The sequence below is a fragment of the Endozoicomonas sp. 2B-B genome (assembly GCF_053470045.1).
On sequence record NZ_JBLZMU010000001.1, the window covers coordinates 3,332,979 to 3,353,054 of the forward strand.

Consider the following 20,076-nt stretch of genomic DNA (forward strand, 5'->3'; position numbering starts at 1 on the left):
CGATTTATTCATCCTGATGAGATCTTTTTGTCCGGCCATCCATTTCCAGGTCGGCAACCAACAGCCTGACCCCGAACGCAGCATGCACCTTTCTATGCACTACGCTCTCCGGTATTAATATCTTGCTGATTTACTCCATAGCTAGGAGCCTGACCGAGAATAGTCTGCCCTACTGCGGCGACAGCAAATTGGTCTGAAAATCCGCTTTTGTTCGTCAAATAGCTCGCTATTCTCCTCACAAAACCGAATTTTCATCCTCAATTTTCTGCCGTCCTCGCTACGGGCGCTATTCTCGGTCAGGCTCCTGGCGCCTGATCAAATGGGTTTAGGAAAATTACCACTTACAAATCACCAGGCCCCCAAAGCTATATACTGCTCCCGCCTTTTTTCCAACTCTTCATCTCCTTTAATCTGTCGCATCAATACTCTGAGATAACTCGCTGCTGACTCATAATCTCGCATCTGCTCACAAACATGCAGAAGCTTTTTCAGAATCGCTGGTTTCATTGGATATTGCTTGTTCAGAGATTCCAGTTTTTGGCGAGCCAGTTTGAAATTGGCCGACAACCCTTCGACAGAGGCATCGTACATCTGAACTTCAAATAAGTCCGGAGTGTTTTTCTTGGCAACTTTAATAAGCTGCCTTGCCTTATCAAAATTTCTTCTCTTTAAATAAACTTTTATTGCAAGCAGGCGGATTGTTGCCGCATCATCAGAGTTACTTTCTATAAGGTGAGGCTCTTTTTCAAATACCGCCAGAAAATCAAATAATCGGTTGCCACGGTATAAAGCATTGAGCTGTTGTAGAAGGGCTGCTTCATTCCCATTCTTTTTAAACTCTGTTTCAGCCAGTTTGGCTGCCTTGCGATATTCCCCCTGTTCAAGATTATAAACAACAGCAGAAGACCAGTCATCACAGGCTTCTCCTGATTTAGGAATGGTAAACGTCCGTGAAAAATTAACCTGACGAGCTTTTGCCGACTCGAACTGATCGATAAGCTGGTCTATAGATTCAGGGCGCTTTCCGGGGTCTTTTTCCAGGCAATTTAATATGAATTGCTCAAGCTCCAGACAGATACCACTATTAATTTCTGTGGGCTTACTGAAAGGATCATGGCTTCGTACTGCTGACTGAGTATCGTGTGGCAAAGCTCCTGTTGTCAGTTGGTAGAGCAACACGCCAAGGCTGTAAATATCACCTTTTATCAGCTCTTCGAACGAACCTTTTCGACTCACACAGTCAGAGAACTCTGGTGAAGAATAAAGTACAGTTCCACCATTTTCCCGGGTTCTGGTGTAAATTTCCTCGGGTAGAGCTGAACTGCCAAAGTCTGTCAGTTTAACCAGATCATCCTGACCCACCAGAATGTTATGGGGTTTTATATCACCATGAGAAACAGGTACCTCTAAATTAGCCAGATGTTTTACAGCCTGAAGAACCTGATCATATATTTTGAACAGTCGCTGATAGGTATTGCCAAAGTGGTGTGAGCGTTCTTCCAGCTTCTGGGCCAGACTTTCACTGGGGAAATATTCCATTTCGATGGCATAGCACTCTTTTTCAGGAGGTACTTTGCCCATGTCGTACAGCTCAATAACATTGGGATGCCCGGGAGTGTTAAGAAGTTCTTTTCCTTCTGCCAGTTTCCATTCAGGCTTGGTAGGTTGCTTGGGTATCTTAACGGCGACAACAGCACCATCCGAGCATCGCTCCGCTCGCCAGACAACACCGTGTGAGCCGTCACCCAACTGTTCCAAAAGGGTATATTTATTGCCCAGAGGCTTGTTAGAGCCGGGAATAAGGTAAGCTGGATTGAGATTCATGCCCCCTCCTGAAAGGTAATATCATTAAGCCTTATTGTTCCATCAGGCATGGATTCAAACATGAAGCGGCAGAATAAAAAATTATTGGCATCAATGCTGGGAACAGGAACACCTAGCCGATTGGTTGTCCCAGAGTAGGCTTGCAATGCAAGGCTCTTTACATTGGGTGCAGAGACAATATCAATATTCCATGCAGCCAGAATCAACAGAGGCTTTTCAAATAAGTTGTGAGCCGAAGCCTGCCAGCGTCCAGCCGCTTCCATTAAGTTTGATAGCTTATCAAGTAACTTCTGCTTGCTACCTTCACTGCCATCATACCTTTCAAACTCAATCAGCACACAGGGCTGTCGGGTTTCTTTATTAAACCAGGCTGAGTCTGAGCGGATGGAATCTCCGGCCGCGACCGGGGCAGGGCATTCAGCCACTGCCATGTGGTTTAACTCATGTCCAAGGGTATTCCAGAGACTGACGCCCATGCTGTGCACAAGCACGTCTTCATCTTTTAAGCCCCAAAGGGCCAATGACGGCATTACAGCATTTAGAAAAGCCGGATCTTTAAGCTTCTTCCTGATGCTCAAAGTCTTGTTATTCATTGAAGCTGTCCCATACCTTAAGCACTTCAGGCGATTCACCACCGTGAATGAGAGTCTTGTTACCCACTTTCACCAGCAAAGGAGCAGGAATCGAACGACCACAAACAAGAGCTTCGCCTGTTGAAAGGCTGGGCAACTCATCCAGATCAGCCTTACTTACCATATCGGATGCTTTCGAGATGAATCTCTGATCATCAGGATTTTTAAGCCGCATGGTGATCATAGTATTGCACTGTGAAGTGACATCTGCGTCCAGTTTAGAGGGACGCTGACTGACAATACCAAAGCCAACCCCAAACTTACGACCTTCACCGGCAATCTTTTTGATAATTCGGTGGCTAACGGCATTACCGCCTGCAGGTGCAAAATTATGACCTTCTTCATAGATAAGGAAGGACGGACGCAGAGGGTCAGTTTTACTGGCAGCTGCTCGCAGAATTTCACTGGAAAGCAGGGCACACACCACCTGTTTGGCGGTATCACTCAGTCCTTGCAGGTCAACCACTACCAGTCGACCTTTGCGATTAGCAGGTCGACCAATCATTTTGTAAATATCTGTTGGTTCAGCAAGCGTGGCAGAGTAAAAGCTTTGCGCTTCATTAAGAATCCGGCTTAATTTCATGGACGCCACCGCCGCACTTCTTCCATTTAACGCCTTGGCTTCCGCTTCAGATAAATCGTCCCACTCTCTGAGCTCTTCAATACCATCACCCAGGAAATAACGCAGGCGGTTAATATCTCTTGGCTGTGACTTATCGGTCTTTCTCCAATAACGAATAGCAACATCAAGAACACGTTGCTGCGGCTCCGTCAGGCCGGGCAGAATTTCTGCAACATCATCCATTTCAAAACTATCAAACTGCAATGCCAGTGCCTGGTTTTTGTTGGCATATTTATGACGGAAGGATTCGTGCTGAGGTGTGTAAACCTCAATACCGGCATCAGCCTTCTGAAGCTTTTCAATCATTTCCCTGATTTTAGGCAGAGCCTGACGATCCCGGACATCTTCGATCTCTTCAATGCCTTCAGAAAAATGCAGTTTACCTTTCGAAAGTGCTTTGCCGTATTCACCATGAGGATCAAAAACAACCACTGTACCGTTGTTCAGTGCCACCAGTCGCTCAATAATACGACCCACGGTATATGATTTACCTGAACCTGTCATAGCCAGAACAGCCATATGTTCGGTGACCAGCCTGTTCACATCCAGGAAAACGGGAACCGTATTTTCCCCCCGCTCATAGCCAACCAGATTGCCAAGGTGAAGGCTGGTGTGTTCATTAAACTCATAAAAATCACACAAGAACTGATAGTCCACGGTTTCAACTTTGGCGCCAGGGTCAAGTGGACGACGAGGAATCTTTATTTGTCGTGAAGCCGGGTCCCGGTATCCAACCAGCTCAAGGTGAGCATAAAGGTTTTCGCCAGTCATATTGGCACCAGGCAGAAGTTCAAGCTCAGTGACACTATCGCCAAAACCGGCATTAAAAAGCATATTGGATCGATGGATTTTCGTAACCCGGCCCAATACGGGAACCTCAGACTCATCCTGTCGTTCTCTATGCATAATCCGGACGAACTCGCCTCGGCGTACCGAAAAAGAACCTTCAACCACCATGGTTAATTTGGCCGCATCACCTGTGTTACCAACCAGTTTGCCCAATACTTGATGTTTCATCGCTTAAAATTCCTCATCCAGACCTGAAAGCCAGGTCTCTTCAATATCATTCTTCTTCAGGGCTTCACTGATTCCCTGGCGGTAATAAATAACAAACTGGTCCAGCAGCTTCAGTTGTTCCTGGCCGAGAAGCTGGGGTAGTGGCAATACTTTTTTGCGGTTCTGCATATCCAGAACCATCAGTTTCCATGCCACTTCGTCCAGTGTTTTGGTGTTCCAGTCGGGCTCTTCGCCTGCCAGTTGAACCATTTGAATCTGGCTGCCTCTGCCACCTTTATAATGGAAGCCGGTTACTCCCGGTGTGACTGCTTCAGAGGGTTCCAGCCTGGTTTCGCTCTCTGTCATTCTGAAAGCAATAGTTCGGGTAAATGCGCTAAGGATGCCGTTGATAAAACGGGTATCACCCACACCAATCAGTTTTTCATTTAGATTGGTCAGTTGATTTGCCTGTTCTTCAGAAAAACCATCTGACAGTAATAAATGTTTACGACCAGTCTCTGTCCGTAAATCATGCTTGGCAATGCTGATTATCGCGCTGAAGCGCTCTGCAACAATACTGGCGATGACCGGGCCTTCTTTATTCCACGGGAAAAGCTGCTCACGATGGGTCTCCCAAAAGCTGCGGATAAAATCACGGGTTTTGGTATATTCTTCTTTATGCTTTTGGTTTCTCTCCAGTGGTGCCATATCACGACTAATGAACAAAGGTGTGTCCAGCAAAATCAATTGTGGTGGGGTACTGGATTTCAACTGTTTTTCAACAAGCCGGTAGGCTAACCGCATTTCAATAAGATCGAGTCGCTTTCTTTGAGCTTCAAAGTCAATATCATCCAGCTCTGAGACGGAGTCACTTCCCTGAGTTGCCACTTGATTTCGATTAATCAGAATATTGCTCGCTACCGCCGCAGAAGCGAATAAAAAGCCGCCTAACGCTTTTTTGATGGTGGAACGTGTGGCAATGCCAGAAACGTTCAAGTCCAGCATTGCAGGCCGGTGAACAGATTTGACCAGCCCGGCATCACGAAATAGCGGGGCTACAGACTCAATATCCCTGATCTGTTTTATCAAACGCCCGGCGCTGCCGGGCAGTCGTAACTGGCTCTCAATAGCCAGAGACTGAGCAAGGTTTATATTTTTCACAAACTCTTCCTTAAACTGTCGGCATAGGCCAGATATGGAGAAGCCTCCAGAACAGAAACCCCGGCTTCTGACAAACTAATCAGCGATTCTTCTGCAACCAGATACTTTGCCTGCTTTAATCTTTTTAACGACTCTTCCAGTTCATCTTGCTCGATGGAGAAAACAGGAATGCCGCCTGTTGCATACAATTTATCAGTCAGGTCAGAAAGGGTTTGGCATGACCAGCCGTGGATACAAACCATAGTCGTGTAATCGGTATCCTTAATAACCACTTCGTTCTGCTGATCTGCTGAGGATTTCGTAGAGTCAGAAGCCTTTCCTGCATGGCTGTGAATATGACCTAGCCAGGACTGCAATAACTCACCGTGTCCCAGCAGAGATATCGACCAAAGAGGGAGAACGGTGGCCGCAAATACCCCTGTACCGGCGTGTTTCTTCCAGTAGCGAGAGTTTGGAGACATATCAAGCCATTGATGGTCATGCTCTGAATCAAAAGCGCCATCGGTACCCTGAAGAGAGAGATTCACCTCATCTGCCAGAACGCCCGGTAAAGAATCCTCATCAGCCGCAGCGGGTGATTCTCTGTAGGCAAAATGCCAGTCAATGAACTCTGACTCTGATAATTGTTTCTCGCTAAAAGGCGGAATCAAGAGCAGAGTCCTTCCGGGCTGACTACACCAGTTAAAAAATGCTTCCTGCTTTTCCAGAGCTAAAGCCTGAAATGCCTGCCCGGGCATCAACATTAGTCCGGCATCGGGGAAGGAGTTCTCTGATGCTTCAGCCTTAAGTAATTTACCCAGCAGTCTTCCACGTCGATGATTCGCCAGAGAAGACTGAAGATAGACTGATAATGTCATTTTTAGCCACCGTAGGTCGTGCGATAACGAATAATGCCAGCCTTTTCCAGTGCCTGACGTTCATCAGAGGTCAAGTCCGGTTCTTGCTCGGCATTAAGGGCTTTAGCAATCTCAATCCACCGCTGTAAATTGATACCGGTTGGTTCCAGCAACTTCTCTGCTTCTCTTGACCATTTTGCTTCCCTGGCCTCAAGAGTCAGACCAAGATCGTGTAGTGTCTGATGACTGATTTCATGCTGTTGAAGCACTGGCATTTCAGGCTGACCACAAACCTTGAACAATGGGTTTAGCGTTTCCATTAGCTCGCCATTGGCAGCGTCCAGCTTCTCCTTCTGATAACCTTTTATCTGGTTCTGAATAGTGAGCAAGTGTCCCGCAAATGCATTCAACTGTTTCTGAACCGGGCTCACCAAGCGCTCAGGAATATCTTTAATGCTGCTGAATTGCCCTTTGCAGGATTGCTCAGAAAATCGCTGCCGCTCACTTTCAACATTGTCGACAATATCTTCAAAGGCATCACCAATAAAGGTAAGTTGATCTTCCAGATCAGTGAGAATATTCAGAACATTCTTATCTTCATAATCAGCGGGGAGCATTTCCAACTGTTGCTTACAACGTTCTACCCCCTTTTTATAGCCGTCAAACTGTTCAAGCAGTTTTTTAAAGGAAGTCTTGAATCGCTTAAAAGTGGTCATAATATGCCCACTGATATCATCGGGGGCACAGAGGCTGTTATTCGACAGGTTGTAACCTACTTCATGTCCTAACAATTGAAGTCTGTTGTAGGCTTTATCAATTTTAAGATCTCTCAAATAATGCAGCAGTGTTTCCGAGCTGCCGCCCGCTTCACGCTTGGCAGTAGCTGATTCCATGTTGCGATCAAGTGCTCCTTCGAGGATATGAGTAATAGTCTGAAGTGAGAGCGTGAAAAGATTCTGGGGGAAAGGAACCTGGGCTTCAGGATCTTCTCTCAGGTCTTCAACCAGCTGAGAGACTCTACTACTGATTTTTTCTCCACAATTATTAACAATTTCTGCAAACTCTCTGGCTTGCTCAATGCGGTTGTAAAGGGGGATATCATCGTTGCCAAGATCTATAGTGTTGAAATTCTGATGTCCCGGCTTATAGCTATCAGCAGGTTTTACCCTGTCAACTTGTGCGAGTACATCATTACGATCTTTAATGCAGGAAACCATTGCCCGAGCTAAATCGTCCAGATCGATAGTAATATCCAGCTTCTCTTCTGCCTGCTTTAAACGGTCAAATGTGATCTGGGCACGATCAAGTGCGGTCACAGCATTAGTCGTTTTTGGGCCTGATGGAGCAAAAAGACCATTGATGCGCTCCTGCCCATACACTTTCTTCAGTTGCTCTACCGTTTCACGGTAATGCCCTGGCTGATCATCATCCAGCCAGTTTCTTGCTTCCGTAATCACATTTTCAAATGAAGCTCTGGGTACACCCGTCCACTTGGGGTCATTACCAATACGGTGTTCCGGTTTAACCTCCAGCAGGTTCAGCTGTGCAGCCCACCACATCCAGTCTTCAAACACTGATTTAGGATTATTGGCATTGTCCCACAGATACCCCCAGTACCAATTCATTTTGGCCTGGCTAAAAGTCCAGGCATGATCTTTAGCGGGGTTGGTGATACTCGCCAGAAAGGGTGGTAGCTGTGCCAATGCATGGTTCGGGTTGTCAACGTCGGAGAACAAGCCAGCATGTTCGGTTTTGTCGTAACCTTTACTGGTGACAGATCCTGGTACTGACAAATCACTCAGAAGGTTGGCAATTTCTACTGCATCCACAGAATGCTCTGATGTCAGGCTGGCAAGTCCAGTCCCCGGCTGATCTATACCCAGTAACTTCCAGGCTTTAAACAATTCGTCGCGTTTTTGAGGATTCAGTTTGCCTGAAGGACGCAGCGGCCACGCAATCAGTCCTTGCTCATTTAGAGATTTTCGCCATTGATGAATAGCCTGATAAGCATGGTCTTTCAGGTTATTCAGTCGTCCCTTGAACTTGGCGTTAAACAGATTGTTTTTAAGATCAAGACCCAAAGAATACTGTTGAGGCAAGCCGATCAGCTCAAAGGTATCCGTTTCGCTGGTGTTAAGTTGATAGAGCAGAATATCATTCTGCGTGCTGGTGGCAGTGCCTTTTCGGTAAAAGTCGAAAACACCAATGGATGTGGTAAAAGCCATTACCGGCAAACGTCCGGATGCACGCTGTGCGGTCACTTCACGGTGCAGGCTGTTTAACTCATCATTGTTATTGACCCAGGCGAACCAGACTTGGTTATTAGGGTGTAATCTGAGGCCTTCGCAAGACTGCAAGCCGCCTCTTGCTGGTTGAATAATGGCTAAATCAGAAGCGTTACTGTAAACAACGGGCTGATAGCCCCAGTTGTTATCCAGCAACCGATAAATACCCGTCAATCGGGTGATATTGCGAAGCAATGGCTCTTTAGGCAGCGCGGCTTCCCAGGCTGTGACGCCCTGACTGTGAGTATCGGCATGTTCAGTGTCCAGGAAAATCATGGAGTTACTTTGCTGGCTGCGATAACGCAGATCCAGCTTCAGCAGCATGGCAATACTTGGGCCAATATGGGTTGCAAACGCCTCCGACAGTTCCTTGTCGTCACCAAAGAACTTACGCCACAGGGCTTCTGCTGCGTATTCGGCGGCAGGGTGGTTATAGAGCAGGTTGATCAGATGGCGAAACTCACCCAAAGAGAGTGGAATCAGTAGGCTGTCTTCTTCAGTTTCATTAATGGCAAACGTCTGCAGATTTTGCAGTAAGGCATTAAGAGAAAGAGGCTGCTCAATACTTGGATAAGACCATTCTTCCTTATCCCGAATAAACTTATATTCTTTCAAGGCCTGACGGCATTCCAGCGGGTCCCATTTAACCTTGCGGTATAAACTGGCCACTGGCTCATTATCCTCGTTCTGATGATCAAGCAGGGCTTTTGTTAGTGCTGAGCAGCCTTCAAGAGCAACAGGTAACTGACCAAATAACAGGGTGCGTGCTTCTGCCAGCAAATCCCGGTTCAGAGTATTAATGCCATCTATGGCATGGTGATCAAGCACATGCTCTGAAACCCGGCCTGATTTGCGAATAAGAATATCAAATAGCTCGCCATTCGGCGGAACCGGTTGACCAGCATTGGTCAGCTCATCCAGCACAACATCCACATTGGACATAATCACGTTGAACCAGCCAAAGTTTGCACCGCTCATGGTATAGGCCGCTTCAACCAGTCCGGCAGGGTAGGTATGGCGCAACTTACGATCTGCATTCAGGCGTTTAACATAGTCCGATACATCGGCAAAGGCGTTGTGTTCCAGCTGCACCAGCTCAAAACGACGGGCATTGGATTTTACCTCTCGCATCTGCTGGCCGAGCAACGGAGAGCATAGTGCGACATAACGCAGCCAGGGGAAATTCCGGCGGTGGTCTTCTTCTTTAATGGCACGACCAATCAAGCGAATAGCCTGACCGTCCAAACGTTTGGTATCGTCGTCTTCAAGGCCAAAAGAAGCGGCTTCGGCAATGGTCTCCAGCTCATCCAGAACCAGCAAAACATGTTTGATGCCAAATTTCTCAAGATACTCGAACGCCTGATTAACCAGACGGGTTAACAGCCCGGGCTCTTCATACAAAGCTTGCGTGCTGTGTTTTTTATCCAGCTCCAATGCCTGTGCCAGCTGAGCAGAGTCAAAACCAAAACCTCTATAGCGGTTAAAGGCCTGTTTTGCGATCCCCCCCTGAATAGAGTCATCAAAGGTCTCGGTTGCCAGCGGTAACAGAGCTTTATAAACACCAAAACCAAACCAGTTGTTGGCATTCTGGAACTCAGAAGCGACCTGCGAGTATCGAATATAGAGACCGAGATAGCCGTCCCGGTCTTCTTCCTTATTGAACAGCTGGGCATCGTTCAGTTGGCCGGTTTTGCTGTCCCGAACAAACCAGCCCTGAGAGCATTCATTGATCTGGGCGATCAGTTCATGACCCAGACGGGATTTACCCCGTCCCCATTCCCCTTCAATGGCAAACACGTGGGCGAACTTATCTTCATCCCGGTCTACGGTATGGATAAAGGTTTTATAGCGTTCAAAGAAAAGCCCTTGTCCCACCAAGGGGTCTTGTGGTGGATAATCGGATACACCCGTTGCGGCCCAGTTGTGATGCCTGGCAATGGTGGCCACACCAGCAGTTGTCATTGCTCCTGTATTCATAAATTAGCTCCTGATAATTTGCTGGGTTGCCGGTTCTGTCCATCAAAATTTGCTAACGTCTTTTGTTGCCGGAGTTTTTTCCCTGAATGCTTTTCTTTCCGCCACTGTACAGCTTGTTTTCTAACGGCTTCCCAGACAGGGCGACCCAGTCGCCCAAAAAGACGGCTGCCTTCTATCCCGTAACATTCGTCGGCAAAGGCCGGATCAATGGTGTAATAACCCTGTTCACCCGACAGCCCTTCATTAAACCACCACAGTTTCTGTTCCAGCATTTTTTGAATCATGGGGGATAACAGGGCATTAAGCCCATGGGTATCGGGTGTTTTTGGAAAGAGTTCCATACCCAAAGCACCCAGCATGCGTGTCACCAATTCTGCCAGAGTGCCGCAGAAAATCTCAATTCCTTCGCTGTCTTCAACCAGCACCTGAATTTCTGTCGGGTGAGTGGGTTGCTGACCTGCTGGTAACTGCAGCAATAAACCGCCCGTTTGTTCCGCTGCCCAGCTGTCCTGGGCGTAGACAATGGCGCATAACAGGAAATACCAGGGGGTGGCAGCAATATCGGCCAGCTTGCCATGGCTGCTATGGGGTTTTTGTTGTTGTAACAGCATTTGTGGCTGTTTTGAATCGGTGTTTATGGCCGCAAAATGATTACTGGAGAAGATGAATGGCGGCAGTTGCAGTAAACGCCCGGAAACCCAGTTTTTTTCAGGGTTGCAAGTATCGTCCAGAGGCTTCAGTTCTGGTAAAGGGTAGGGTTGCCACTGTGTCAGCTGGGCTGCTGCGGCTAACACCCGGGTAATAACGGGAAGCGACTGGCTTTGCTCAACACCGGCACCTAATAATTGTTGCTCCAGACTCTGAAATTCTGTTGGGGCAATACTGGCCGAAGGCAGGGCTTCTTCCACCCAGGGTGCGGCAGAGCCAAGGCGAGTAACCAGCTGTATAAGGGCATCCTGATTACTAAGCTTGCCTGCTTCTTTAACCCTGCCCGCCATAACGGATAACCAGGGCTGGCGAATGGTTTTATCGGTGGCGAGAATGGCTGCTACCGCTTCTTCGTCAGACGACAGCTGGCTACGAACTTTTAACAGCCTCTGGCTGATGCTCCAGAGCTTTGACTCAGGGGCAGGGTGGGCCAGCCCGGTCAGTAATGTATCGAGCCGGGGGGCAAAACGACATTGTCCATGGCTGAAGAGTTTCAGCAGGGCAGCAACAGGGTAGTCTTTCATTCCTGGTTATCCTCCGCCTTGCTGATTTTATTTTTTTGCTTTTCCAGTTGTTTAACGCTGGTTTCCGGTGTGGGCAGGTCTTCAGGCATAGTGCCACCCAGCTCATCAATGGTCTGTCTTACTTTGGCGCCGACCTGATGATGGGTCTGGTTGGCCTGGGTTTTGCCCTGCACCTGATCACGGCGTAACTTTTCTTCGGTCTGGGTAGCCCGGAACAGGTTGGCGGCCAGTTCGGTCGAGCCCATAAAATCGAGAATTTTATGGCTTTTTTTCAGCCCTTTGCGCTGGTGGATATCTTTGGCATCCAGCCCGCCATAAAGCCCCCGGTAACCGTGGTTCTGGAAAATGGCAAAATCCATATTGGTGGTGACACCGGCATCGGCCGCAGCGTCCACCAACTGTTTATTATGTTCTTTCATCTCTTCCCGCAGCAGTAAGCGTTTTTCATCTTCCTTCAGCTGCTTGAAAGCCTGATCATCGGCCAGCTCCTGACGGCGGGTTTGCAGGGCAAAGTAGGTCTGACCATTGGCGATCACTGGCTTGGACGGGTCACCGTTCTGAACCACCAGATAACAGGCATAGCGGGACAGGCGCACGTCGGGCAGTTTGCGTTTGGCACCGGAGCCGATCAGAACCATTTCGTGGATCTCCACGAAATGGTCTGAAATAGCCTGATCGCTGTTAGTGCAGGCCTCGGCGGCTTTCGCTATGACGGGCTGAAAGTTTCGATATTCAGAATATCCCAGAACTTTGCTTAATTGTCTGGCAGACCAGAATGCCTGACCGTGTTCATTCACCTGCCTGATGGACTCAAAACTCTGATGATCTGTGTTCATTGATTTATCCATGCTCTGTCTCTACCTGTATAAAAAAACAGTTATTATATAGCACGCCCTGCCCGTTCTGGCTTCTGACCATATTGCGCAGCTGCGCAATAGGGTCGTGAAGGAGGCCGGTTCAATGTCATTCCAGCAGCCGCTTTTTCAGCAGACTCTGTAAATCCCTGCGGCTATCAATAACGGTGAACACAAAGACCGACTGTTCCCGAATCTGGTAAATAATCCGGTAAGGTGGATGAGACAGTTCCCGGTGAGTTTTCATACCTGCGGCCAGCATCTCCGGTACCCAATGGCCCCGCTCAGGCATAGTGTTCAGGGTGCTGATGGCATTTTGCAGTTCATCCAGCCAGGTCAGCACCTGCTGTTGTCCGGTTTTCTGCAGCAGGAAACGGCTGATATCCTGTAAATCCTGTTGTGCCCAGCGGGTGAGGTAGACAGTGTAAGACGGACTTTCGGTTGCCCCGGACGGTTCAGGTTTGCTCATCAATTACCGCTCGCCAGACTCTATCTGTTGTTTAAGCCGATTGAAAAACGCTTCAGCGGGTTCGGTATCGCCCTGTTCGATCTGTTGCTGACCAGTGGCCAGAATTTTCAGCAGTGCCAGTAACTCCTGCTGTTGCTGGTAGCTATCGGCATCGAGAATGACGGCGCTGGCCTCGCCGTTCTGGGTAATCACCATGGGCTGGCGGTTTTCCCGGATTTCGTTAATCACCGCTGAGGTGTTTTTTTTCAGATAACTGATCGGTTTGATTTGGTCCATACGCATGGCGTCCTCCTGATGAAAGTCTTATAAAGTGCCTTTTAAGGTTCTTAATTATAGTCCTTAAAAGGCGCTTTGTAGCAAGGGCGGATTTACTGATCCGCCGCTTCCTCCAGCAGTTGTTCCAGCTGGTCAATATCCGGGAACAGGGGTTCGCCTTTGCCATCGAAACCATCGGTTTTCAGGCGTTCCAGAAGGGCGCGGTTGGCGGTTGCGCTGGATTCGGCTTGGATTAGCTGTTGTTCGGTGAGTTGGCCTTCGATCAGGGCTTCGACCAGGAATTTGGCTGCTTGGGTAAGAGCTTTGCATGCCCTGATGCAATTTTCCCGGTCTTTCAGTATTGCCAATAATTCATCAGCAGCATCAAGAATGAACTGAGGAATAGGTAGCTTCAGTAATTCATCTTGGCCTATCTGCGGTTGGACAGCTCCATAACTGATCTTGTGTTGAAGCACATTACCGGCTTCTGAATTCAAAAAACTGGAAACAGCAGCAGCGACTGATTCTGATTTGAACTCTAGTGTAGTGCGTCGTTCTTTTTGCAACTTAACCGGCGATTAGCCCGAACGACTTTTTCTAAGATATCATTTGCCTTAGCAGTCCAGATAAACGGCTTTGGATTTTGATTATGCTTTTCAATATATTCATCAATCGCACTGACTAGCTGTGGCACACTGACAAACACACCACGGCGTAAACGCTGACTCGTGAGATCCCGAAAAAATCTCTCAACCATGTTTAACCATGATGCTGACGTTGGCGTAAAGTGCATATGAAAACGAGGATGTTTTTCCAGCCATTCTCGCACCTTCGGGTGTTTGTGAGTCGCATAGTTGTCGCAAATCAGGTGCAGCTCTTTGTCTTTTGCCGTTTCCCTATTTATCTGTTTAAGAAACTTCAACCATTCCACATGGGTATGACGCTGCTGGCACTGACCGATGACAGCACCATCAAGTACATTCAGTGCTGCAAAGAGAGTGGTTGTACCATGTCGTTTATAATCATGAGTCATTGTTGCGGCACGCCCTTTCTTCAACGGTAAGCCAGGCTGTGTTCGATCGAGTGCCTGAACCTGACTTTTTTCATCACAGCACAGCACCAACGCATGTTCAGGAGGAGACAGATAGAGTCCGACAATATCTTCAAGCTTCTCCACAAATTTCGGGTCTCGGGACACCTTGAATGTCTTTTCCAGGTGAGGCTTGAGGCCATATGCATGCCATATCCGGCGAACACTTCTCTCACTGATACCGCTAACAGCAGCCATAGTTCGGGTGCTCCAGTGAGTGGCATTTTCCGGAAGGGTGTTTGTGGTCAGACTCACAATCTCAGCAGCATCAATCTTCTTTTTACGGCCACTGCGAGCTCGATCCTGTTCAATCCCGGAGAAGCCTTCCTGAGCATATCGGTCACGCCAGCGGCTGACCTGATGACGACCGATCTTCAGTATTTGCGCAATCTCAAGATTGCTTTTTCCTTCTGCAGAGAGAAGAACAATCTGGGCACGGCGGGCCAAGCGAAGAGGGCAAGTATTTGATGAAGTAATCTTTCTGAGTCGTATTTCTTCAGAAGCATCAAGTATTATCTCTGTGGCAACTCGCATAGTAAAAACAGGCAGTGGTTGGAATAACATCCATAGTAGACCGTTAGGAGTCTTTATGTACTGTTAATTAGGTCGCACTACACTAGCTTAATAAGGTGGCTGCTGATAACGGCATGCTTGTCTCGTTCATCTACTTTGACAGCATTGCCAATAGAACCTGTTCTAACTGCCAGAACGCAACGCTCATTGATTTGTGCTTTGTCAGGTATGTCCGCTTCTATACTGATTTTTGGTGATGTACTCAGGTCAAGTCTGCCAGAAGAAACCTCAGAAACCGTAATGTAATCAACACCAGTTTCTGTAAAGCTACGTTCCTCAAATCCATTGCTAATTTCTGCAACAAGTGTGTAAAGCGGTACGCTGTTTTGATGGGCCGCACGCAGAACTTCCAAGGCCCTGTTTCCGTAATATTTAGGATCAAGTCTTGGTGTTAAATCTAAAACATTGGGACGGCTGATATGTTTTGACTTAGTAGCCAAAGCCATTTTTATTTCATCAGAGGATGTCGTTTCTGCCAAATCATTCTCAATCTCTTTCGCCCAAGCCCTGAGCCGCTCGGCCTGACGGACTTTATCGCCGATGTATTTTTCAACTCGTTTATCACACTGAATAATTGGTAGGCCTCGAATATGAGTACTGGAGATGCTTATTTGTCCTGTACTGCCATAAACTCCTTTTTCAAGAAGGCGTTCTCCCCAATAAGAACGAAGATAAGCGGCTACAAAAGCAGAGTCACCATTCGATATCGAAACTTTAAATATAAGATCGTCGGTATTTAAAGGTTTTTTACCGCAGAAAATCGAAGCTCGGCCAATAGTACCTGTACCCTTTCGAGTAATAACAAGATCTCCTGGATTAACTTTGAATTTCTTATGCGCTTTGGCAAACGCTGGATCAACCAGATCTCCATCGACATCAATGCAAAGCAAATCAGCTGTATGCTTCGATTTAAGGCATGGATCACCATTGTGTCCAAAAGTTGGAGTTGGGCCTTGTCTAATTATTTCCCTACATAAACTTTGAAGTGACGTATGATTGAATGCCTGCACTTTATCGTAAGCTGAAGTGATTTCAGGACGATAGGTTTGAGCTGTGAGGAAGTCATCAAGCTGATTAGTAGAGATTCGGTTTATATGATGCGTTTCGCGCAAGGTATCAACAGACATCACTCACCCCGCCTATAAGCACCAACAATCTTATCCAGATCATTGGAAACACCCGCGGAGTAATCCTCCACATTATTCTTCACCAGATAGCCCAGAGTTTCAGCCACAGCCATAAATACATCGCCCTGAGGTTCCGGCAGAAAACGATCTTCATTCTCAGGATCAGCCGGACGTTTCTGCAAATAAAGAATAGAGGTTTTGGCACCCGTACCCGACAGTTTAAAGGTATCTGCTGGCAGACTGACTACGGCTTTAACAATGGCCTTACCGCCCACAAACTCACCGCTTTTCTCATCCTTTTTGCCCATAATGTATTCCCGCACATAACGGTCACCGGAGTTGCAGAGAATGCCATCGGGCAGAACAATCAACAGACGACCGCCGGGTTTCAGCAGTTGCAGGCAGCGGTCAATAAAGAGTACCGCCGGATCAATGGAGCCGCCTTTTACCTGCTTCCACTCGCCACTTTTATTGGGTTTGCTGCCCAATGCCAAACCTTTAGGAGAAGGGCGTAGCTGGTATTTGGCTTTTTTGCCGTTGGAAACATTACGCAGGTCAGTTCTGAAACCTGCCCAGAGTGGATTACCATCGTCGTCTTTAAACAGGTCGCCAGTATCTTTCCATTCCATTCTTTCATAGTCGTAATAGGCGTTATACGATTCCACCACCTGCTCAGCAGGACGGAAACCACCCAGCACTTGCTCCATATTTTCTTCGTACTGTTTTTTGGATTCCTTGCCGCGCTTGTCGCTTTTGAACTTCGGCGTACCAAAGGGCGGGTTGGTGCAGATCAGGCTCAGGCTATTAGGCTTCAGGGAGCGGCTGGTCAGGGAGTTATCGGTATAAAAAATCTTGGCTTTGTTTGCCCCCTGCAAGGCCATATTGACCCGCGCCAGCATCACCATGCGTGGGGCGGCATCAGCACCGATAAAGCTGTTGTTCAGCATATCTTCCCAGAGCTTGTCACGCAGGTTGTCCTGCATGGGCAGTTCATCCAGAGCGGTCCTTAAATGACGCATGGCCACAGAACCAAAACCGTAGGAACCGCAGGTAGGATCACCAAACATAAATACCGGATTACCATCGGCATCACGGGCGGTTAACTCTTCCGGGGATTGTTCTTTGATATCGTGAAACGCCATTTCCAGCATGGCCTGTTTCACTGGATTGGGGGTCAGGTAAACACCCAGTCCGCCTTTGGATTCAAAGTTGGCACGCAGGAAAACATCGAACACCCGACCCAGTAAATCGCCGGACATATCTGCCAAAGTGCCTTGCTCTTTGTTCGGAACCGGTAGGTTGCGGTTATCAGTTACCGGCCCCAGATCCTGAATTGCTTTTAACAGGGTTTCGTAATTACGGGGTTGCACCAGACGCAGGTGGGTTTTCTCATCAAAGATCGGGTTGCGGTTGCCTTCATCATCGACCACCACATAATCTTTATGCAGTTTCAGCTCATCAAAGGCTGCCTGAATCTGATGTACGGCGGTGTCTCCTTTATCTGCCACGTAGTGATAGTTGAAGACTTCACGCAAATTCAGCTGCTGACCTTTATAGGTAAAAGTCAGGTTCTCACCGTAATGCAGACGGAAGGATTCCAGAAACAGCAGCTTGGCCACTTCTTCAATAATGTCGTTTTTGTCAGACACCTTATCTTTAACGGTCTGGTACACTTGCTCGTGGAAATCATCCAGTCGGTGCATCAGTGTCGTGTAGGTTTTCATGGACCAGCGAAAGGTCGGGTCTTCATTCAGTCGCTGATGTTCTCGCATCAGTTCCACAGAAGGGATTTCATCAACGGAATGGGTGCCTTGTTTGCCAAACAGGCTGAAATAAACATTTTTGTGGGTGGCAGTGTCGTGCAGGTGGGCAAATACCGGCCAGTCTCCCGGAATGCTGGCGCAGAGTTCAATGGCCAGTTCTTCCAGTCTGGTGGGTTCGGAGTAATCCCAGTGCCCTTCATTCAGGGCGATCAGCAAGATATGCGGTGTATCGTTACCCTGGTGTTCGCCCCAGACTCTGGCAGCCTGGGCAAAGTCGTGAGTTTTTGGCAGATCATCGCTGCGGTCGTATTGCTTCTGGCGATATTCGCTCAGAAGATACTGGGCGTTGAATTCTGTCGCTGTCTGGTCAGACATAGGTTGTTCCTGTTTAACTGTGCGCTATTCGTCGTTAAATAATGCAAACGTGTTTTCAGTGCCTGCGGACAAAAGGTCCCATCAGGCTTAATTCAGGGTGCTGGTTTACGGCAACTTTGATTTGTTCAATAGTGACCATTTCAACCGGAAGTTTTTGAAGCAGAGCATTGATTTGAACGCGCCCGCCCAGATTATCGACGGTCTGTAGAATCAGGCTGCCCAGATCGTCGCCCTGTGCTTCGTTACTCGCAAAGCTGTATTCAGGGTTGTCACTGTCGCTGTTCTGGATACTGATATCGGGTAGGGCGCTTAACCACAGTCGCAGTTGCCCTTGATCCCAGCCAGCTTGCTGCCAGAGTTGCTGGTAGCCCTGCCAGAGTTGTTCCAGTGTCTGTGCGCTCTGGCTGAGGTTTCTTTTAATGTTATCCAGCCCTGAATGAATCGGGTTCATGATTTGCCTCCCTGCCAGGCGTGGGCCTGATCAAAAATCTGTTGTAAAGCTGGGGCTAGTTCCGTCATTTGCTGTCGGGCTCTGGCGGCCTTTGTCGTGCTTTTAACCAGTAAGCGGTGCCAGCGTTGGGCTTGTTCGGGGTTTTGCTCAATAGGGGGTAGTACCAGTTTGCGAATCATGGTGGTCGGTACAAACTGTTGCACCGATCCTGTTGCCAGCCGCGACAACTGACTGCGAACAAAGGGGGTTTCCATCATCAGGGCATAGGCTCCCTGGTATTTATGAAAAGCGAGGGTGGCCAGCTGATCGCTGGGCAAGGTTTCCCGATCAGGTGTTTGCTCAATAAAGCCCACTTTAATTTGATGGATAAAGGTTGAAACCAAAACATCGTATGGTTGATTGGGGCGTGGTCGGGTGCGCCATATCATTTCGCTAAGGGGCTGAGGTTGGCTTGAAAGACCAAAATGGTTGTCGATATCCCGGATTCTCAGGGCGCGTGTTCGATTGTCCTCACCTGAGTATTCGGGCTGACGTGGGTTGATAGACGCCAGGTTTTCAAGCAGGCAGGCATTGTATTCCTGCACACATAATCTGGCCATATAGCGTTGCTCGGTATAAGACATCAGCCAGTTATCACCGATATCGGATGCCGGGAATGATTGCCAGCGTTTTTGCCAGGGCTGGTGGTTTATAAACCTTTCCAATCCCTGTTGCCAGTCTTTCATCCACTTGTTGACTTCCTGTCTTAATGCATCCAACTGGTAGCGAGCTTCGGCCAGCTGCCGGTATTGGGCGATAAAAACGCTTGCCGGTTGTTTGAAGCTTTCCGGCATGGGGTTCAGAGGCATTTGTTTAAGTTGTTTGATGCCAACCCGAATCAGAGAGGTAATACGCTCGGAGCTTTCCAGGTAATCTCGATATAAAGGTTGCTCAAGACATTTTGTCAGCCATAAAGCCTGTTCAGGGTTCATTCCCCGAATGATGGCGAGGTTGGCATCGGCAGGGTGTTGCCCGTGTTCAGGCAGAGTGAGTGCTGCTTTGATGCCGCCGACTTTTTTAATCACAACATCCCAGGGCTGAATGCAGAAAGGCTTTGATTTTATAACGGGTGTTTGGGCGTGTTGGCTGTCTGTTTCAAGAATGGAATTCTCGATATGCCTCAGTCTGTAGAACGGCATCTCTTCAATATCATGCTCTGATAAGCCAGCGACTGGCTTCAATGAGGTCCTCCAGCCTTCGATACAATCGCTTCCCAGCTGTTGAATGCTTGGCCAATGTTCTCCCATTTCTGGCAACAGGGCGGCTGGTGACAGGTGATAACTCGCCCGCCAGTCGTCGCTGTTGTCCAGTCTGTTTGCTGTTATGTAGCGGGTTTTCATTGGTTTCCTGGTCCAAATAGAACTCTGGTGTTGGGTTATATTGGCTTATTCTGACTGAATATTCAATATACGTAAAAATGTGAGTATTAATGCGAAAGTAATATTTGCTCTTGTAGTTCTGCATAATCTGATCTAAGTTGATTTTGCGGTTAGACAAAAACACGAGCCTGATCAG

16 protein-coding genes are annotated in these 20,076 nt (G+C 47.9%); all 16 read right to left on the bottom strand.

Annotated elements, in window-relative coordinates:
* Positions 1-348: 348 nt before the first annotated feature.
* On the bottom strand, positions 349-1,824 hold the full coding sequence (locus ACOMHB_RS12750; protein WP_448216905.1) for a protein kinase domain-containing protein: 1,476 nt from the start codon (positions 1,822-1,824) through the stop codon (positions 349-351).
* Entirely contained in the window at positions 1,821-2,417 is a 597-nt protein-coding gene (locus tag ACOMHB_RS12755) for a hypothetical protein (RefSeq protein ID WP_448216906.1), read from the bottom strand. Before ACOMHB_RS12755 ends, ACOMHB_RS12750 begins: the two co-directional genes overlap by 4 nt.
* Positions 2,410-4,095: an ATP-binding protein gene (locus ACOMHB_RS12760; RefSeq protein WP_448216907.1), complete on the bottom strand. Its 1,686-nt coding sequence runs from the start codon at positions 4,093-4,095 to the stop codon at positions 2,410-2,412. The genes ACOMHB_RS12755 and ACOMHB_RS12760 overlap by 8 nt, the downstream gene beginning before the upstream one ends.
* 3 nt (positions 4,096-4,098) lie before the next feature.
* The gene (locus ACOMHB_RS12765) at positions 4,099-5,235 is read right to left on the bottom strand and encodes a hypothetical protein (RefSeq protein WP_448216908.1); all 1,137 of its coding nucleotides are present in this window, start codon (positions 5,233-5,235) and stop codon (positions 4,099-4,101) included.
* Positions 5,232-6,092, bottom strand: a complete 861-nt coding sequence (locus ACOMHB_RS12770) for a hypothetical protein (RefSeq protein ID WP_448216909.1) — start codon at positions 6,090-6,092, stop codon at positions 5,232-5,234. Before ACOMHB_RS12770 ends, ACOMHB_RS12765 begins: the two co-directional genes overlap by 4 nt.
* 2 nt (positions 6,093-6,094) lie before the next feature.
* Entirely contained in the window at positions 6,095-10,333 is a 4,239-nt protein-coding gene (locus ACOMHB_RS12775) for a hypothetical protein (protein ID WP_448216910.1), read from the bottom strand.
* Positions 10,330-11,565 (bottom strand): hypothetical protein, encoded by a 1,236-nt coding sequence (locus ACOMHB_RS12780; protein ID WP_448216911.1) that lies wholly within the window; start codon positions 11,563-11,565, stop codon positions 10,330-10,332. The genes ACOMHB_RS12775 and ACOMHB_RS12780 overlap by 4 nt, the downstream gene beginning before the upstream one ends.
* Positions 11,562-12,413 (bottom strand): DNA damage-inducible protein D, encoded by an 852-nt coding sequence (gene dinD, locus ACOMHB_RS12785; RefSeq protein WP_448216912.1) that lies wholly within the window; start codon positions 12,411-12,413, stop codon positions 11,562-11,564. Before dinD ends, ACOMHB_RS12780 begins: the two co-directional genes overlap by 4 nt.
* 115 nt (positions 12,414-12,528) lie before the next feature.
* Positions 12,529-12,888 carry a type II toxin-antitoxin system RelE/ParE family toxin gene (locus ACOMHB_RS12790; protein ID WP_448216913.1) on the bottom strand — a complete coding sequence of 120 codons (360 nt, stop codon included), beginning with the start codon at positions 12,886-12,888 and terminating at the stop codon, positions 12,529-12,531.
* Positions 12,889-12,891: 3 nt separating this feature from the next.
* Positions 12,892-13,170, bottom strand: a complete 279-nt coding sequence (locus tag ACOMHB_RS12795; RefSeq protein ID WP_448216914.1) for a type II toxin-antitoxin system Phd/YefM family antitoxin — start codon at positions 13,168-13,170, stop codon at positions 12,892-12,894.
* A gap of 86 nt (positions 13,171-13,256) precedes the next feature.
* On the bottom strand, positions 13,257-13,709 hold the full coding sequence (locus ACOMHB_RS12800) for a hypothetical protein (protein ID WP_448218681.1): 453 nt from the start codon (positions 13,707-13,709) through the stop codon (positions 13,257-13,259).
* A complete protein-coding gene (locus tag ACOMHB_RS12805; RefSeq protein ID WP_448218589.1) occupies positions 13,682-14,767 on the bottom strand; it encodes an IS630 family transposase in 1,086 nt (361 codons plus the stop codon). Before ACOMHB_RS12805 ends, ACOMHB_RS12800 begins: the two co-directional genes overlap by 28 nt.
* A gap of 77 nt (positions 14,768-14,844) precedes the next feature.
* Positions 14,845-15,933 carry a restriction endonuclease subunit S gene (locus ACOMHB_RS12810; RefSeq protein WP_448216915.1) on the bottom strand — a complete coding sequence of 363 codons (1,089 nt, stop codon included), beginning with the start codon at positions 15,931-15,933 and terminating at the stop codon, positions 14,845-14,847.
* Entirely contained in the window at positions 15,933-18,071 is a 2,139-nt protein-coding gene (locus ACOMHB_RS12815) for an HsdM family class I SAM-dependent methyltransferase (protein WP_448216916.1), read from the bottom strand. Before ACOMHB_RS12815 ends, ACOMHB_RS12810 begins: the two co-directional genes overlap by 1 nt.
* A gap of 55 nt (positions 18,072-18,126) precedes the next feature.
* Entirely contained in the window at positions 18,127-18,522 is a 396-nt protein-coding gene (locus ACOMHB_RS12820) for a hypothetical protein (protein ID WP_448216917.1), read from the bottom strand.
* A complete protein-coding gene (locus ACOMHB_RS12825) occupies positions 18,519-19,901 on the bottom strand; it encodes a restriction endonuclease subunit S (protein ID WP_448216918.1) in 1,383 nt (460 codons plus the stop codon). Before ACOMHB_RS12825 ends, ACOMHB_RS12820 begins: the two co-directional genes overlap by 4 nt.
* Positions 19,902-20,076 lie beyond the last annotated feature (175 nt).

Bases quoted from the DNA above. Each gene is read 5' to 3' on its own strand.
- ACOMHB_RS12750 (WP_448216905.1), bottom strand. From the start codon at position 1,824: ATGAATCTCAATCCAGCTTACCTTATTCCCGGCTCTAACAAGCCTCTG.
- ACOMHB_RS12755 (WP_448216906.1), bottom strand. From the start codon at position 2,417: ATGAATAACAAGACTTTGAGCATCAGGAAGAAGCTTAAAGATCCGGCT.
- ACOMHB_RS12760 (WP_448216907.1), bottom strand. From the start codon at position 4,095: ATGAAACATCAAGTATTGGGCAAACTGGTTGGTAACACAGGTGATGCG.
- ACOMHB_RS12770 (WP_448216909.1), bottom strand. From the start codon at position 6,092: ATGACATTATCAGTCTATCTTCAGTCTTCTCTGGCGAATCATCGACGT.
- ACOMHB_RS12775 (WP_448216910.1), bottom strand. From the start codon at position 10,333: ATGAATACAGGAGCAATGACAACTGCTGGTGTGGCCACCATTGCCAGG.
- ACOMHB_RS12780 (WP_448216911.1), bottom strand. From the start codon at position 11,565: ATGAAAGACTACCCTGTTGCTGCCCTGCTGAAACTCTTCAGCCATGGA.
- dinD (WP_448216912.1), bottom strand. From the start codon at position 12,413: ATGGATAAATCAATGAACACAGATCATCAGAGTTTTGAGTCCATCAGG.
- ACOMHB_RS12790 (WP_448216913.1), bottom strand. From the start codon at position 12,888: ATGAGCAAACCTGAACCGTCCGGGGCAACCGAAAGTCCGTCTTACACT.
- ACOMHB_RS12795 (WP_448216914.1), bottom strand. From the start codon at position 13,170: ATGCGTATGGACCAAATCAAACCGATCAGTTATCTGAAAAAAAACACC.
- ACOMHB_RS12805 (WP_448218589.1), bottom strand. From the start codon at position 14,767: ATGCGAGTTGCCACAGAGATAATACTTGATGCTTCTGAAGAAATACGA.
- ACOMHB_RS12810 (WP_448216915.1), bottom strand. From the start codon at position 15,933: ATGTCTGTTGATACCTTGCGCGAAACGCATCATATAAACCGAATCTCT.
- ACOMHB_RS12815 (WP_448216916.1), bottom strand. From the start codon at position 18,071: ATGTCTGACCAGACAGCGACAGAATTCAACGCCCAGTATCTTCTGAGC.
- ACOMHB_RS12820 (WP_448216917.1), bottom strand. From the start codon at position 18,522: ATGAACCCGATTCATTCAGGGCTGGATAACATTAAAAGAAACCTCAGC.
- ACOMHB_RS12825 (WP_448216918.1), bottom strand. From the start codon at position 19,901: ATGAAAACCCGCTACATAACAGCAAACAGACTGGACAACAGCGACGAC.